Below are 17,593 nucleotides of genomic sequence, written 5' to 3'. Positions count from 1 at the left end.
AGTTATTCTTGACAACAACTCCCAGTAAGCTCTATAATTTGAATGAATTCAATTATAGAGGTGCTACAATGGCAAGAACTCCACAAGACCCGCAAATTAGAATCACTGAAATCTTAGATACTGCCGAATACTTATTTTCAAGCAAGGGCTACCTTGGAACTACAATTAGCGATATCGCCAAAAAAATGGGCGTTGCCCAGGGAATGCTTTATTACTACTTTAAGTCCAAGGAGGAAATTTTAGAATCATTAGTTATTCGTCAATCTTCTTCCTTCCTGGCTGAAATCAAAAAGATAGCTTATTCCGACAGTTTTATTCCCCCCCGCAAAATCGAATTAATGATATCTACCCTGCTCCAGGGCGTTCAATACAAAGGCGGGTTGTATCTTGACTTATTGCATGACCAGCAGCTCCTACAGGTTAGGTATAAAATATCTCGCCACAGTAACCTCTTCCTCTCACCATGGATACTAAAAGTCATTAATGAAGGAAACGAAAAACAATATTTTCATGTATCCCATCCTCCGACAGTTTTGGATTTCATCCTGGTAATTATCGATCTTCTCATTGTGGCCTTGCCTCAGAAACTACCTGCTGAACTTTTGTCCTTTCGCTTGAGAATGGCTGAATCCATTATCGAAAAAACGTTAGGAGCGCAGGACGGAACAATCCATATATCGCTATAAATCAGTATACTATAATGCAATTTAATAAAAAAATTCCGTCAGCCAATGAAATGGGTGGGCGGCTTTTTTTAGCCTATTAATTGAATATATTCAATTAATAGGCTGACTCCGCATAAAAATCTACCACTCACTAGCAAGTTGGCTGACCATCAAGCGAAAGGAGGCATGAACAAGTTAAGCTTATCCCCCTCAAAAATTAATTGTGAATGAGACTAAGGAGTGAAACAATGCGACAATTAAATTGGTTAAGCAAAATACCAACAAAAAAATTATATTGCGGTTTAGCCACAGCAATCATCGGGCTCGGTATCATCGGGGGCGTTATCTTGAAAGATCATAACAAGCCAGTAGCTGCAGCCGAAGAGATTGGCAAAGTACGCACCGCGGTAATTGGCACGACAACAAATACCCAGGAGTATACCTATTCCGGTGAAGTACGCGGCCGCTATGAAAGTCAATTGGCTTTCCAGGTCAATGGAAGAATTACCAACCGGAATGTCCAATTAGGCAGTCATGTTAGCGCAGGGGATGCGTTGATGCAAATTGACGCCAAGGATGTTGTGCAAACCGTTAATAGCAATTCCGCTCAGGTGTATTCGGCTGAGTCGCAGCTGCAGTTAGCAGCGAGCAATCTCAACCGGTACCGCGAATTATTGGAAGGCGGTGCTATCAGTCAATCCCAATATGACCAGTATGCCAATGCCTACAATGTAGCCGTTGCCGGGGTGCGGCAAGCCTCCGCTCAATATGAGCAAGGTACCAATCAACTGGATTACACTCTTTTAAAGACCAATAAATCAGGTATTGTCTCCAGCATCTCTGCCGAAATAGGCCAAGTCGTCAGTGCTGGACAAATCATTGCCACCGTAGTGCAGGACGGCGACCGTGAAGTGGAAATTAGTGTACCTGAAAACCGCATTGAAGAATTGCGCCAGGCTAAGGACATCAAAGTCACTTTCTGGGCATTAGCTAACAAAATGATTGCTGGTACAATAAGAGAGATTGCCCCTATGGCTGATCCAACCACTCGTACCTTTAAAGTACGCATTAGCTTACTAAACCCGCCGCCTGAAATGAAATTAGGAATGACCGCCAGCGTAACCGTGGCCAGCAGCAATGTACCGCAAACGATAACTATTCCACTGACTGCCATTTATCAAACCGGCGATACGCCAACCGTTTGGATAGTAACAAACGATATGCTTACCTCGCGCCCCATAAAAGTGGGCAACTTTATTAATGAAACATCAATTGAAGTCCTCGAAGGCTTACAGCAGGGTGATTGCATTGTAACCAAAGGCGTACATAAACTCAAAGCAGGACAAAAGATACAAGTTGGCGGTGAGTCCCTGTGAAAAATTTCAATCTAACCGAATGGTCGCTGAATCATAAGCATTTTATCTACTTTTTCATACTCCTATTTTTTGTCGCCGGCTTCTACTCTTATAACAACCTCGGCCGGATGGAAGATCCGGACTTTACCATCAAACAAATGATTGTCAATGTCTCCTGGCCGGGTGCTACCGCGCGGGAAGTGGAAGAACAAGTTACCGACAAAATTGAAAAAAAGTTACAGGATTTGCCTGGGCTTGATTATGTGAAAAGCTTCTCCAAGCCTGGAATAGCAGTTATTTACGTTCACTTAAAAGACACTGTTCCCCAAAAAGATGTCCGTCTTAGGTGGCTGGAAGCCCAGAAAATGGTTAGCGACATTAAAAATACGTTACCGTCTGGTGCCTCTGAACCCGCGTTTAATGACCGGTTCGATGATGTATATGGTGTAATGTATGCCCTTACCGGTGATGGCTATACCTATGAAGAAATGCGGGAAAAGGCCGAACGTATCCGCCGTATTTTGCTGGGTGTCCCCTCTGTTAACAAAGTTCAGCTTGTGGGTGTGCAAACAGAAAAAATTTATATTGAAATAGAAAATAGTAAATTGGCGCAGTTGGGAATTAGTCCTGAACTAATAACTTCCACCCTGGCAGCACAAAACGCCAAGACGGCTGCCGGTATGTTAGAAACAGCATCCGACAATATCTATTTACGCATTACCGGTATGTTTGAACAGTTGGCAGATATCCGCAATGTTCCTATTCAAGCTAACGGACGTACCTTCCGCTTAGGTGACATTGCCAAAGTAACCCGCGCCTACGCCGAGCCTAGTGACCCTAAATTTTATTATAACGGTGAGCCCGCCATTGGCATTTCGCTGGCGATGAAGCCTGGTGATAATATTCTTACCTTAGGCGAAAACCTGGCTAAGACTATTGAGCAAGTAAAAAAAGAGCTGCCTGCCGGGCTGGAAATCCACCAGACCGTTAATCAGCCTGAGGTAGTAAAAACTTCGATTAATTTATTCATAAAATCACTGATGGAAGCCGTCATCATCGTTTTACTTGTTAGCTTTGCCAGTCTGGGCGCCCGCGCCGGTCTGATTGTCGCCATGTGCATTCCCCTGGTTATTTTGATAACCTTCTGCTTTATGGATATGGTCGGTATTCAGTTGCAGCGAATATCGCTGGGTGCCCTGATTATTGCGTTAGGTCTGCTAGTAGATGATGCCATTATCACCATTGAAACCATGATCGTCAAATTGGAACAGGGCTGGACCCGTTTCAATGCTGCCTGTTTTTCTTATACCTCAACAGGCTATCCGCGCTTAACCGGTGCCCTGGTGACTGTTGCCAGCTTTATCCCTGTCAGCTTGGCTGCTGGCAGCGGCTCTGAGTATTGTATAACGATTTTCTCCGTCATCGCCATTGCCCTGATTTCCTCCTGGGTCGTGGCCGGGACAGTTACCCCGTTAATGTCTTACCTGTTTATTAAGATTAAACCAAAAGCAGCGGGCGAAGACGAACATGATGTCTATGACACCAAGTTTTATAATCTATTTAAACGCACCTTGAATTGGTGCATGTCGCATCGCAAAACCGTGCTTGCTGTTACCGCAGCCTGTTTTATCGTCTCTGTGGGCTTAATGGGCTTAGTCAAACAGCAATTCTTCGCGAATTCTACCCGGCCGGAGCTTATTGTTCAACTACAATTACCGGAAGGAGCGTCGATAAACAATACCGATGAAGTCGCTAACCAAGTTGCCGAAAAACTGAACGATAATCCCCTGATTTCGTATTACACCTACCATGTGGGTGAGGGGGCGCCCCGGTTTGTCTTAAGTTTTGAGCCGACTTTTTCCAAAACTAACTTTGCTGAGTTTATCATTGTTGCTAACGATTATAAGGCCCGTGACCAGTTGAACGATTCACTCAGTAAGTTAGTAAATGATGCGTTTCCCAGCGTGCATGTTCATACCAAGATTATACCCAACGGGCCATCAGCTGATTACCCGGTTATGCTGCGCGTCAATGGCTATGACCAGGATAAGGTCCTCGAGATAGCCGAAAAAGTACGTATTGCCATGGAAGCCAACCCGGGAGCCAAAAATGTCAACCTCAACTGGAATGAAAAAAGTAAAATTATTCATTTAGCTGTTGATCAAGATAAAGCCCGCAATTTAGGCATTACCTCCCAGACGCTGTCTAATGCTCTCCAAGCCCAGTTAAGCGGTGCGCCTTTTGCAGAATTCAGGGAATATGACAAAACCGTCAATATGGTTTTCCGCTTTGATTCCCAGGATCGCTATGATCCCTCCCGCATAAAAAACCTCAATATCCAAGCTAGTAACGGTCAATATATTCCCCTTGATCAAATTGCCAAAATCAGCTTTGATACCGAACATGGCTTGATTTACCGCCGTGATTTAAAACCTATGGTTTGGGTGCAGGCAGAGATAACGCCGGGAGCAACCGGTGACGACATCGCCCAGCAAGTATATGAAAGTCTTGCTGACGTACGCGCCAATCTGCCCTTAGGCTATAGCATCGATTATGATGGTACTAAAAGTGACAGTGTAAAAGCGACTACATATATTAATGCGACTATCCCGGCGATGCTTATTTCCATCATGATCCTACTGATAACCCAACTGCAAAGTATTCCGAAGTTAATTCTAACACTGTTAACAGCACCGTTAGGACTCATTGGGGTGTCAATCGGCCTCTTGGTGACCAACAGTGCCATGGGCTTTGTTGTAACTCTGGGAATTCTAGCCTTAGCCGGGATTATTATGCGTAATACAGTCGTGCTAATGGACCAGATCTCTCAGCAGCTTGAAGCCGGTGAATCCCTCTGGGATGCCATTATCAACGCAACAATTATCCGCTTTCGCCCCATCTGCTTAACAGCAGCTGCAGCTATTCTCGGGATGGTTCCTCTATTTACCGATGAGTTTTGGGGACCAATGGCTATCGCCATTGCCGCCGGCTTGGCCGGTGCAACAATACTAACACTAATCGTACTGCCGGTTATGTATGCTACCTTGTATCGGGCACAACCAGCTGCAAACACCCAGGATTCTGAAACAACTACCACTAAGAATGGGCTTTCTGTTTAATAATCCTTACCTGGTAAATATATTGAAATGGAGTTGTTACCTATGGAAAAACTGTATAAGAAAATTTTGGTGCCTATTGACGGGTCCAAAAATTCACTTACGGCTTTGTCACACGCAGTGGCAATGGCACATTCCTTAGATGCCGAAATCACCATCCTTTATGTATCAGTTTTATCACAGCAAACACCCTTATACGATCAGGTGAAAGGGATTACCATTCCGGCAAATATCTCTACAGATCCCGCAAATTTCGCTAAACAAATACTTACAGAGGCTTTAAAACATGTTCCCGAAGGCACTAAAGTTCAAACATATAATAAAGTGGGCGAACCCCGCATTGCTATTACAGAATTTGCTGAGCAAAATGGCTATGATATCATCATCATTGGCAGCCGGGGGCTAGGAACCATTTCCGGATTACTCCTGGGAAGTGTCAGCACCTACGTCGTCCGTAACTCCCACTGCCCTGTTTTAGTTGTCAAATAAGTTTTCCATTTAACCTTTTCATATCATTTGCATTCTAATCTTTCCTTTCCGTGGGTAAGATGAAGACATACATCACTTTTCCTTACCCACGGAAAAACTTGTTCATGAAGATCTAGAGGGACAAGGAGTTGGTGACTATGAAAAACAGTAAAAAAAATAAAATTATAGATATCGCCACATCTTTATTTGCCAAGCAAGGATTTGAAAACATTAGCATAAAGCAATTGGCAATGGAAGCCCACGTAAATGTCGCCTCGATTTCATACTACTTTGGTGGTAAAGATCCACTTTACCAAGTGATTTTGCAAAATCACTTTTCACCGGCCCTCAAGTCACTTCAGGAAATTGAAACAATAACAGGATTAACTGCAACCGAACGTCTTACCCAAGTCATTGTTAAATTAAAACGTCAGCAGCCTTACCTGACTTCATTTTGGCATTATGAAAGATTGCGGGGGCCTACAAATGGCAGTTCCATTGTAAAACAATATACCGCTGAACTATATCATTGTCTTTTTACTTGCCTTAGGCAGGGGATTTCGGAGCAGGAATTCATCCCTACCCTCCAGCAGCATCATCTAACTATCCTACTGCTGGAAATCATTCATTCCCCTTTTTGCGCTCCTGGACTAATGACCGAATCTACTCCTCTTGTTAAAGACGATTATAAAGACTATTCCAATCAGGCATTTTATATTTTTATACAAGGGATAAAAAGAATTGAAAATTGTCCTAACAAACAATCCTTTATTGGTTAACAGTAAAAAACCAACCATAATCTTGTGAATGAAAGGCGTTGATACGCGTGGAAACACAACCAACCTTCCGTTTTGTTTATAAACCCTTTTCGACCACTTGGATTTCCATCATTATGGTTGTACTGTTGTTCCCCCTCGGCCTGTCTCTGCCTCGTTCCTGGGGTTGGGAGAATGGACCGCTGGAAAATATACAAGTCCTTATCCTCAGCATAGGCTTAGTGTTATCTTGGTTTGCGGCACAACATAATCGAGATAACCGTAACGTCCGCAACCTCTGGTTATGGCTGATACTTTTCTGGCTTCTATGCATTGGGCGGGAACTGAGCTGGGGACGAGTATTTTATCCGGTTGCATTGGGGGAAAATGGACCTGAATTTCTTTCCATTCATCAGGTGTGGTATGGCCCATGGGTCCACCCGTTTGTCGCCATAGCTAGCATTTCGATGCTAATTGGCATTTACTGCAGTTCACCATTACAGTACCTCCGGCAAGCGCCACTTCCTTTATTCGATATCGCAATTGTAATTATAATGGCGATTATTACCACCTGGTTTGAAAAAACAACAATACAGTTCCTCCATCCGTACAGAGTACTACTGGAAGAATGGGCTGAACTTACCGTCTATTGGTCACTGGTTAGCATTGAGATTATCATAGGTTTAAAAAACCGGGCAACGCCGTCTGTGACGACAGTTTTAAATTCGAAATATATACAATAACTAAACGATGGCAAAGGAAAGCGGCGACAGCTGCATATCACCATGATGGTATGCAACTATCGCCGCCTTTTTGCTAACTATGAGACCAAGGTTAGAATTTGGTTAAAAATACTAAATAGTCTTTTCAACAGGGAAAAAAAATGGTTATATAAAGGATAGATGTTATTGACCAGGAGGTAAAAATTCGTGCATGCTGACTATAAAAAAATATTAATTGTCGAGGATGAGCAGAAAATCGCCCGTTTTCTGCAAATGGAATTGGAACATGAGGGTTTTAAAACATTCATTGAGTCAAATGGACGTATAGCACTGGACCGTATTATACAGGAAAGCTATGACCTGGTTCTCTTGGATATCATGTTACCGGAAATGGATGGAATAGAAATTTGCAAACGGGTACGTGAGTTATCGGAAATACCGATCATTATGCTGACTGCCAAAGATGACGTTATCGATAAAGTTACAGGCCTTGATATCGGTGCTGACGACTATATAACAAAACCCTTTGCTACCCCGGAGCTCATTGCCCGCATCCGGGCTGCGCTGCGGAAAAATAAAACATCGCCACCCGGCTCCAACGATACTGAATTACGGATAAAAAACCTGGTCTTGTACCCAGAACGATATGAAGCCCATATTGATCAGCAGGCAGTCGAGTTAACCAAGAAAGAGTACGATCTCCTGGAATACCTAATCCGCAATCACAATATTGTGCTGACTCGTGAACGCATCCTTCAGGAGGTTTGGGGCTATGAATTTATGGGCGACACCAAAGTGGTAGATGTCTACATTCGCTATCTGCGCAGTAAGCTGGATGAATGCTATAACCAGAAATATATTTTCACAGTCAGAGGAGTTGGCTATGTGGTCAAAGATTAAACTGCTGCAAATACCCATTTCTATTAAACTAACCATCCTGTACTCAGCCATTTTGTCATGTATTCTTTTATTTACAAGCTGCCTGACTATCGTAGGATTACTTTATGTACTGTTTAACCAAGCCCATGACGATTTACGACAAAGTATCCTGAACGTAACACATTACATTGAGAAGACAAACCGGGTTGACGATAGTTTAATTAGGTTAAAAAACAACCTGCTGTCTCCGGGAGTAATACTAAAAATATATGATGAGCAAGATTCCCTGCTTATTGATAGTGATTCCCATGCATTAGGTGCCCCTCCCGCAAGTTGGGAAAAACATTATTTTGACCATCGTCGATTTACATCAATGAAAAATGCATTATCCCAACTTATCGACATGGATCATCTCTATTTCTATGAGACGAAAAAGCAATTTTTTATAAATGACCGTTTGCTTAAGCTGCATGTTATGAAACCCATGCAGGAGCAAAATGATTTCCTGGGCACTTTAATTCTAACCCTGTTTATTACTAATCTGTTAGGGCTTATTATTGCCATCATATCCGGCATCTTCATCAGCAATCGGATATTGCGGCCTATTCGCAACATAACCGATGCTGCCAAAGAAATAGAAATCAAAAATTTAGAAAAACGAATACCACTGACCGACAGCAATGATGAACTTCATGAATTGGCTAAAACCTTCAATCATATGCTAAACCGAATTCAAACAGGTTTTGAAAAACAATGCCGGTTTGTATCAGATGCCTCCCACGAACTCAGAACACCCATAACGGTTATCAGCGGCTATGCCGACATGCTGGATCGCTGGGGCAAAAACGACCCTGCCGCCCTCCAGGAAGGCATTGAAGCGATAAAATCGGAAGCCAAAAATATGTATGGATTAATTGAGAAATTGCTGTTTTTGGCCAGAGCTGACCAAAACCGGCAAATACTCAATAAGACCCCATTTAATACCGAACACCTTATTGAAGAAATTTATCAGGAAACTTGTATGATAGCGCCAAATCACACCATTACCCTTGAGCAAAATCAGCCTGCCGATATTTGTGCAGACGCTGCCTCCATCAAGCAAATGCTGCGAATTTTTATTGAAAATAGTATCAATTATACCCCAAGCGGCGGAAAAATCATTATTGACGCCCAAAAGTTTGAATCGCACTTTGAAGTTAGTATTAAAGATTCAGGCACAGGCATCCCGGATGAAGATCAGCTGCATGTGTTCAATCGGTTCTACCGGGTTGATAAGTCCCGTTCTAAAGGCACCGGCGGCACCGGGCTCGGGCTTTCCATTGCCAGCTGGATTGCCGACCAGCATAACAGTACTATTCATTTAGACAGTACACTTGGTGAAGGAACTAAAATAATTGTCCGTATTCCGATCTGTTAAGTACGCCAACGGCAAACAACAGCTACAGCAAAAACAAAACTATGTAACCCTCCCTTATTGCCTGGAGGCTTACACAGTTTTTTCATGTATTTTCAATCTCGACTTCTTCAAAGTCTGCCAATTATTTCTCAGCAACTACAGCCTTTTTCCCGGCTTTACGCCAGCCATCAATCTTTTCGGTAATAGTTTCGACAATAACAAAGAGCACCGGAATTAGAAATATCCCAATAGAAGTTGCTGCCAGCATACCGCCAACAACAGCCGCCAACAACAGCTGTTCCCATAGAATTTCTGGCCGCAGCGCCGGCACCTGTTGCCACAGCCAGTGGCAGGCAGCCGATAATAAAGGCTAGTGAGGTCATCAAAATCGGTCGCAGCCGGATCTTGGCCGCTTCGATGGCCGCCTGCACCGGCTTCATGCCACCATCAACCCTGACTTTGGCAAACTCAACAATAAGAATCGCATTTTTGGCAGCCAGACCAATGAGCATAACTAATCCAATTTGCATATACACGCTATTTTCCAAGTTGCGGATATACTGGAACAGAAAGGCGCCAAACACACCGGTTGGTACCGAAAGCAATACCGCAAAGGGAACGCTCCAGCTTTCATACAAAGCAGCCAAACACAAAAAGACAAACACAATCGCCATCCCGAAGGCAAGCGCAGTACGTGAGCCAGCAAGCTTTTCCTCCCGGCTTTGCCCTGACCATTCATAAGTGTAACCGTCAGTCAGCACTTGCTGTGCCACCTCTTCGAGTGCCGCCATAGCCTGGCCGGAACTGTACCCGGCTGCCTGTCTGCCGTTAATTTGTGCAGCCTTAACCCCATTAAACCGGGTAATAATTGTCGGTGCATTAATCGGCTTGGGTTTAAGCAGTGTATTTAACGGCACCATCACGTCATTAGAACTTTTTACATAGAGAAACCGGGTTGCAGCCACATCACCGCGAAAGTTATTCTCTGCCTGCACAATAACTTTATAAGAACGGCCAAATTTGTTAAAATCGTTAACCTGACTACCGCCAAGGAATACCTGTAAAGCATTAAATACATCATCAATCGCCACGCCCAACTGCTCAGCTTTTTCCCGGTCCACCTCAAATTCATAACTTGGCGTATTGGCTTTGAAACTCGACGATATCGAAGCAATTTCCGGACGTTCTTGGGCAGCTGCTACAAATTTTTGAGCCATATTATCTAAATCATCCAGGGAACCGCCGCTTCGATCCTGCAGCATCAGCGTAAACCCGCCTACCGATCCCAATCCTGGTAAACTTGGAGGGGCAAACGCAGTTACTGCGCCTTCCGGATACTGATTTCCGTTCATGGCTGTCTGTTTTATCTCGTCTTTTAACTGTAACTGAGGTGTTTGCCGTTTATCCCAGGAATCCAGTGAAACAAATATAGATCCGGCATTAGGCTTTGAGCCGCCGCCCAGTATGTCATTGCCTGGCCTTTGCATAACATTTTTAACCCCAGGCTGGGCACTTATTTTTTCGGCAATTTGCTGCATATAATCAATGGTTCTGTTCAAACTAGAGGCCTCAGGCAAAGTAATAGCCGTCATATAATAGCCCAGGTCTTCCTCAGGCACAAAGGAAGACGGCACCAATGTATACAAGCCCCCTGTAAAAATAAGCAACACCATAAGCAAAACCAGCCCCAGGCGTGCCTTTGGCATAATTTTTTCTAATCCATTGCCATACCGTGCCAGATTTTTTTCAAACAAAGTATTGAACTGACTTAAAACGCGCGCCAGCACGCCATTATGCTCGTGCTCTTCATGAGGTTTTAGCAGCAGCACGCAAAGAGCAGGTGTCAGTGACAAAGCAACAATGGCTGATAGCGCCATCGAAACCACGATGGTTAAGGCAAACTGTTTATACAATATCCCGGTAGTACCGCTTAAAAACGCAACCGGAAGAAACACTGAGGCCAGCACAAAAGCAATAGCGACAACCGGACCGGATACTTCGCTCATAGCCCGTTTAGTAGCTTCCAGCGGCGAGAGATTGGAATAACGCATATGATATTCCACTGCTTCAATAACGACAATGGCGTCATCAACCACCAAACCGATCGCCAGCACCAATGCAAACAAGGTAAGCGTATTGATGGTAAAACCAAGTACACTGAAAGCGCCAAAGGTACCGAGCAGCGACACCGGAATAGCCAGCAGCGGAATAAGTGTCGCCCGCCAGCTTTGCAAAAATACAAATACCACAATAACCACTAATAACAAGGCTTCACCAAAGGTTTTAACAACTTCCTTCATCGATTCACGCACAAATTCGGTGTTGTCAACCGTAAAATTATACTTCATATCTCCCGGAAAATTCTTTGACGCTTTTCCAATGACTTCTTTCACCTTGCTAATAGTCTCCAACGCATTGGCATCACTTGTTAATTTAACGCCAAAGCCTGTGGAAATATGACCGTTTAAAAAAGTGCCGCCGGCATCATAATCCTTACTGCCAAGTTCCACCCGGGCAATATCCTTAATTCTGACAAAGGAACCGTCTGATTTTGCCCGCACAACGATATTCTCAAATTCTTGCACATCAGTAAGACGGCCTTTTACTCTGGCCGTATATTGAAATTGCTGCTTTGATGCCGCAGGCAGTTTGCCAAAAGTACCGGCGGCCGCCTGGACATTTTGTGTTTCAATAGCAGCTGTCACTTCGCCGACAGAAATCCCAAGCTGCGCCATCTTCTCAGGCTGCAGCCAAATCCGCATACTGTAATTCGAACCGAATTCATCCACTTCGCCAACGCCGCTAACCCGTTTGATATCGTCAATCATATAAATACTGCCATAATTTTTTAAGAAATTGCGGTCAAAACTGTCGGTTGGTGACCAAAGATTAAAAATAAGCGCTGTGTCCTGTGATGATTTACGAGTAGTTACTCCGGTTGTTTGTACCGCACCCGGCAGCGCGGCATTGGCCTGCGCTACCCGGTTCTGAGCCTGCACAGCAGCCGTGTCGGAATTTTTCTCGGTTTCAAACCGGATTCTGAGCGAATAAGAACCCGAATCGGCGCTGGTCGAAGACATATACACCATATCCTCAACGCCATTGACCTGTTCCTCAATAACCTGGGCAACTGTCTGATCAAGAACCTCCGCATTTGCCCCCTGGTATGTGGTACTTACTGAAATTGTCGGCGGCGATATTTTGGGATACTGGGCTACCGGCAAGGTAAACGCGGCAACCGTGCCCAGCAACGTAATGATAATTGACAAAACAATAGCAAAAATAGGGCGGTTAATAAAGAAATTAGCCATCTGAGCGCCCCCTATTGCTTGGCCGGAGTCAATGCATCCGGTTCTATCATGGTTACTTGCAGCGAACTTCCTTGTTTTGCCTTGTCAATCCCTTCAACTACGACACGGTCATTGGCGCTAAGGCCCTCTTCCACCAGCCACATATCACCAATTTTATCTCCTAATTTTACCTGTCTGCTCTCAGCCTTATTATCGTCAGTGACGACGAGGACAAAGGTATTATCCAGCACTTGCTTAACTGCCTTTTGCGGAATCAGTAAAGCTCCCTGCCGCACAGTTTCCTGCACGACTACCCGGGCAAACATCCCCGGCAACAAGAAGTGTTGCGGATTGTCAAAACTGGCTTTCATGGTAATCGTGCCAGTTGTATCGCTTATTCCTCTGTCAATTTGCTCTACATGTCCGCTGAGCGGATATTCCTTGCCGTCACTGAGAATAAGTTTTAACTGCTCCTTAAAAGAAGCCGGTAGTGAACCATTGCCGCTGCGAATAAATTTTAAATATTCATTTTCACTCATGCTAAACTGGACCCATACAGGGTCGATGGACGAAACGGTAGCCATTGTTGTTGATCCGGCAGCCACGTAATAACCAAGACTTACATCATTCACATCGATACGGCCATCTACCGGCGAAACAATTAAGGTATCCTGCTCGTTCTCACTCGCTTGCTGCAAAGCGGCCCGGTTGACCTCAACAGTAGCGGCGTCTTCTTCAGCCTGGGATACATACGCATCTACTGTTTGCTGGGCAACCCCTTTTACCGACGCCAATCGTTGATAACGTTCCACATCTTTCTGCGTATTGTTGAGAGTCGCCTGTGCTTTATTCAGCGAAGCCCGCGCGGAAACAATAGCTGACTGGTATTGCTTATTATCAATTTGAAACAAGGGCTGCCCTTTATAGACGGTATCGCCGCCATTTACCATTTTGGCAATAATATTGCCAGATACCTTTGACATGATTTTAACTTCATTTTTGGCTTTTACCTGGCCAACAAACTCACTGCTAACCGGCGTATCCCTCGTTACTACCTGCATAGCTTTTACCGCTACAGCCTGGTTGGCATTATTTGTCTGGTTTTTGGATACTATTCCACTGCGCATGATAACAGCGCCAAGCAAAATAACTGCAAAAATCAAGCCAACATATAGTTTCTTCGAACCCTTGATACTCAATGGCCATCCCTCCTGCTTTCCTAGCTATTTCACCGGCAAACCCCTAGCCTGTTCCAGGTAGTAAACCTCCTGCAGAACCACGATCTATGTAATACTAAAAAGAATACCAGTTCCAAATTAAACCATGATTAATTAAAGGTTAGAATTGGGTTAAAAATAACTCTGGCTTCTCCCAATTGCTAAAGTGTGCTTTGTAATATACTAAAACTATAGGAAAATAGCAGCGAGATAGCTATAATACAAAAAAACACCACCCAAAATGTAATCTAACAGGCAACCGGGTATAATAAGATTGTCGTCCGTGAACAGTTCGCTGTTACGTGTAGGTGCTTGCTCACCTGCTCGTGCCTATAGGTGCTCCACCACTTATGGGACACGGCGACAAAACTCCTTCTTATCCTTGCGCAGTTTTAGTTGACTTAGCAAGAGTTCTGTGGTAAGTTTTAGTTGTAATTGGGTTGAATTTACTCACTAATGTTAATACTGGCGATAAGCACAAGCAATGATGCTAGATTCTATTGCTTGTGCTTTTTGTTTTTAAACAATGTAAAGCAGTAAGCCCAATGCATGTTGATTCATACAATAAAACTAAGAGTGAAAGGAGCTACTCAAAATGCATATGGAACAACCACTTCTTTATTTTGCCTATGGTCTTAACCTCAACCCAGTCCAGATGAAACTAAAGTGTTCGGAGATTGAAATAGTGGGAGTTTCCCGGCTTCCTGGCTACAAACTGGCTTTCTTCGAATATTCCCCTGTTTGGGACAGCGCTATGGAGACCCTTGTGCCTGATAACCATTCAGAAGTATGGGGGGTTCTTTATCGTCTGACCGACTATAGCTGGGATGAACTGGACAATTGTGAAGATGCTCGCCTAGATGGTACCGGCGCTTATTTTCGCTACCCGGTGGAAGTCTATGGTACCGACAGCACTACCAGGCTGGCGATGATGTATTTAAAAAGCCGGTTGGGAAACGCTTCTCTTGCCAGTTCAGAATACATGGCGCAGGTGCTGCAAGGAGCAACAACACAGGGATTGCCAGCCTCCTATATTGAAAAACTGCAAACAATAGAAACAAAACCAGCTTTATATCCGGTACCCAGGCGTCCAGCTTATGAGCGTAGCAGCGGTTGCAGTGCCATGGACTGCGAGGCCTGTATGATTGATTGTGATAGCAGTAAATAAAACAAAGCCTTATGAACTGAATCCCAATTTTAAACAATGAAAAAAGAAGACCTCCTGTCGTAGAATAAAATCTACGACCAGGAGGTTTTTGGCATGTCAGGAAAAAAAGAAATGCAAACATCCGGTAGAAGTCAAACAGTAGCCATCATCCCACAAATAACTTCGACTAACATCTAAATTACAAATTTGGAAACAGCGGTGTGCAGGTCTTCAGCCATTTTGGCTAACGCCTTACTGGATGCCTCAATCTCTTGCATAGCAGCCGATTGTTCTTCGCCGGCAGCAGAAACAGTCTGGGTATGACTTGCTGTATCCTTACTCACTTCGTCAATTTTCCGTACATAGCCAACCATTTGCTTACTACCGCTGGCCATCTGCTGAATATCGCCCGATATTTTCTGCACCTGACCGGATACCTGGCGGATGAGAGTAGCTATCTCTTCAAAGGTTTTGCCTGCACTATCAACAACCTCTGTTCCTATTTGGACTTCTCTGGTTCCGCCCTCCATAGCTTGAACGGCCGCTATTGTATCGGTCTGAATTTCACCAATTAATTTGCCAATTTGCCTTGCCGCCCCTTGTGACTGCTCAGCAAGCTTTCTTACCTCCTCGGCAACCACAGCAAACCCCCGGCCCTGTTCACCTGCCCGAGCGGCTTCAATAGCAGCATTTAGCGCCAATAAATTCGTCTGTCCGGCAATACTGGAGATAGCCTCAACAATTTGTCCAATTTCTTTAGACCGTTCCCCGAGCTTGGCAACAGCTTGCGCTGAACTAGCCACAGAATTTTTAATGTTAACCATCTGAATAGTGGCCTTGTCAACCGCTTCAACTCCAGTGACCGTAGCGTCGCTTGCCTTTTCGGTACTGGCAGCAACATTACCCGCGTTATCGGCAATTTGCGAAATACCATCTGACATTTTCTCCATATTCATTTGAGCCGCACTTGACGTCTCCAACTGGCTTGCCGCCCCCATAGCTACATTAGTAATAACGCCAGCAACCTGATTAGCTGCCTGCGCACATTCATGAGAACTTGCCGCCAACTGTTCAGAAGATGCAGCAACCTGCTCTGCTGCCTGGTAGATATTTTTAATCAAGTTATTTGTATTATTCCGCATAATATTTAAAGCGGCCGCCAGGTCACCAAGCTCATCGTTAGAGGACACATGTACCGACTCACGCCAGTCTCCTTCAGCAAATCTGCGAGTTTGCGTAAGCATTGTCATAAGCGGGTTCCTAATTCTGCTGACAATGAAAAAGCTTAGTACTACTCCAACAAGTAACGATACAGCACTCATGATACCGGCTACAAAAATAAGTCCGTTAGCGCCACCGATAGCATTGTCGGCACTACTTTGTACCTGCCCGTCATTGTATGCTTTTACCTCATCCATTAGCCTCGTTAGTTCAGTAGTAACAGGTACCTGAACGCTGGCATTTTGATTCAGTTGGGCTTGAAACAGCTGAATACCGGCGAAATTGCCAGCCGCCTTTTCCCGGGCTAAGCTGCGGAGTATGGGTAGCGACTCATTAAGCGCTATATCCTTCCATTTTTTTGTGACATCAAGCAGGCGTTGTACCTGCTCCTTTTTTTCCTCAGGCGTTACAGCTAGCAATTGGTTTTGTTGCTCAATCATTTTATTCAATTCCTGCTCAACTTGCTGGTAATACTTTTCGTCTCCATAGGCAATCACACCGCGCATAGCAACAGCAACCCCTCGCTGCGACAACGCCGCACTGGCCGATATGCCACTACGCTGACTTGCCAGCTGAATCTCAGCGATTCGTTCCTTCATGGTTTGCAGCGAACTAAAGCAAATACCACTCAAAATAACGATTAATAATAGGTTAACCGCAAAACCGCCCGCAATCTTTTTACCAACAGTCAGTTTCAAAAACCACTCCCCCTTTTATTTTGATACTGAATTATCCTAATTCCCGACTCCATTCCAAACATATTTCCACTCCCTGCCTCGCATCATCGACCCAGGCATCGGCATTGGTATATTCTCTTACTTTTTCATTAACTAGCCCGCCAATGAGAATTTTTATTTTTTTATCACGCTCAATTAGCCGAACCAATTGAATTATTCGCTTTATGGACTCAATGCCAGGAGTAAGCAAACTACATAGACAAAGTATCCGCGCACCTGTTTCGGTTAAAGCCAGAATAAACTTATCTGGCGGTACATCAACCCCGAGGTCATACACTTCAAAACCGTAACAGCGTAACAAAGAACCTACCAAGTTTTTACCGATATCATGAATATCGCCCTCAATCGTGCCAAAAACAATTTTGCCGATAATCGGCCTTTTCTCAGTAGTTTCAACAACTGGCCCCAGAATGTCCATAATTTCCGAAAATATTTCTGAGGAAAGAATTAAATCGCCTAAAAAATATTCCCCCCGCGAATACTTGTTCCCAACAGCCACCAGCCCGTCTCGGCATTTCTCAACAATATCCAGTGGTACTATGCCAAGATTCAGACTTTTTTTAACCAATTCAAGCGCCAATGGTTCATCAAGTTCACTGATAGCGTTCGCCAGAAGTTCTAACAC

The 17,593-nt window shown here is 44.3% G+C and carries 12 protein-coding genes and 1 pseudogene; 9 read left to right on the top strand and 4 right to left on the bottom strand.

Annotation, left to right across the window (positions count from 1 at the left end; all coding sequences use genetic code 11):
- Positions 1–68: 68 nt before the first annotated feature.
- The 8 genes from SALPA_RS15425 to SALPA_RS15390 all read left to right on the top strand — a co-directional run bounded on the left by SALPA_RS15425 (position 69) and on the right by SALPA_RS15390 (position 9,377).
- Positions 69–686 (top strand): TetR/AcrR family transcriptional regulator, encoded by a 618-nt coding sequence (locus SALPA_RS15425; protein ID WP_145095777.1) that lies wholly within the window; start codon positions 69–71, stop codon positions 684–686.
- Between the two features lie 227 nt (positions 687–913).
- Positions 914–2,041 (top strand): efflux RND transporter periplasmic adaptor subunit, encoded by a 1,128-nt coding sequence (locus SALPA_RS15420; RefSeq protein WP_145095774.1) that lies wholly within the window; start codon positions 914–916, stop codon positions 2,039–2,041.
- The gene (locus tag SALPA_RS15415) at positions 2,038–5,139 is read left to right on the top strand and encodes an efflux RND transporter permease subunit (RefSeq protein ID WP_145095771.1); all 3,102 of its coding nucleotides are present in this window, start codon (positions 2,038–2,040) and stop codon (positions 5,137–5,139) included. Before SALPA_RS15420 ends, SALPA_RS15415 begins: the two co-directional genes overlap by 4 nt.
- A 42-nt stretch (positions 5,140–5,181) precedes the next feature.
- The gene (locus SALPA_RS15410; protein WP_186451084.1) at positions 5,182–5,625 is read left to right on the top strand and encodes a universal stress protein; all 444 of its coding nucleotides are present in this window, start codon (positions 5,182–5,184) and stop codon (positions 5,623–5,625) included.
- A 137-nt stretch (positions 5,626–5,762) separates the two neighbouring features.
- Positions 5,763–6,383: a TetR family transcriptional regulator gene (locus SALPA_RS15405; protein ID WP_145095765.1), complete on the top strand. Its 621-nt coding sequence runs from the start codon at positions 5,763–5,765 to the stop codon at positions 6,381–6,383.
- A 47-nt stretch (positions 6,384–6,430) separates the two neighbouring features.
- Positions 6,431–7,102 (top strand): hypothetical protein, encoded by a 672-nt coding sequence (locus SALPA_RS15400; protein ID WP_145095762.1) that lies wholly within the window; start codon positions 6,431–6,433, stop codon positions 7,100–7,102.
- Positions 7,103–7,354: 252 nt separating this feature from the next.
- Positions 7,355–7,981 carry a response regulator transcription factor gene (locus SALPA_RS15395; protein ID WP_145102010.1) on the top strand — a complete coding sequence of 209 codons (627 nt, stop codon included), beginning with the start codon at positions 7,355–7,357 and terminating at the stop codon, positions 7,979–7,981.
- On the top strand, positions 7,965–9,377 hold the full coding sequence (locus SALPA_RS15390; RefSeq protein WP_145095759.1) for a cell wall metabolism sensor histidine kinase WalK: 1,413 nt from the start codon (positions 7,965–7,967) through the stop codon (positions 9,375–9,377). The genes SALPA_RS15395 and SALPA_RS15390 overlap by 17 nt, the downstream gene beginning before the upstream one ends.
- Positions 9,378–9,498: 121 nt before the next feature.
- Here SALPA_RS15390 and SALPA_RS15385 read toward each other — a convergent pair.
- Together SALPA_RS15385 and SALPA_RS15380 are read right to left on the bottom strand one after the other, a co-directional pair.
- Positions 9,499–12,667, bottom strand: a pseudogene (locus SALPA_RS15385) (efflux RND transporter permease subunit).
- Positions 12,668–12,678: 11 nt separating this feature from the next.
- Complete coding sequence (locus SALPA_RS15380) at positions 12,679–13,845, bottom strand: efflux RND transporter periplasmic adaptor subunit (RefSeq protein WP_145095756.1); 1,167 nt, start codon at positions 13,843–13,845, stop codon at positions 12,679–12,681.
- A gap of 613 nt (positions 13,846–14,458) precedes the next feature.
- Here SALPA_RS15380 and SALPA_RS15375 point away from each other — a divergent pair.
- Complete coding sequence (locus tag SALPA_RS15375) at positions 14,459–15,031, top strand: gamma-glutamylcyclotransferase family protein (protein WP_145095752.1); 573 nt, start codon at positions 14,459–14,461, stop codon at positions 15,029–15,031.
- Between the two features lie 173 nt (positions 15,032–15,204).
- Here SALPA_RS15375 and SALPA_RS15370 read toward each other — a convergent pair whose 3' ends face one another.
- Complete coding sequence (locus SALPA_RS15370; RefSeq protein WP_145095750.1) at positions 15,205–16,929, bottom strand: methyl-accepting chemotaxis protein; 1,725 nt, start codon at positions 16,927–16,929, stop codon at positions 15,205–15,207.
- Between the two features lie 31 nt (positions 16,930–16,960).
- Positions 16,961–17,593, bottom strand: a complete 633-nt coding sequence (locus SALPA_RS15365; RefSeq protein WP_145095747.1) for a B12-binding domain-containing protein — start codon at positions 17,591–17,593, stop codon at positions 16,961–16,963.

Source organism: Sporomusa sp. KB1 (assembly GCF_007830295.1).
GTDB lineage: Bacteria > Bacillota > Negativicutes > Sporomusales > Sporomusaceae > Sporomusa.
This window is presented reverse-complemented; position numbering and strand designations above follow the sequence as displayed.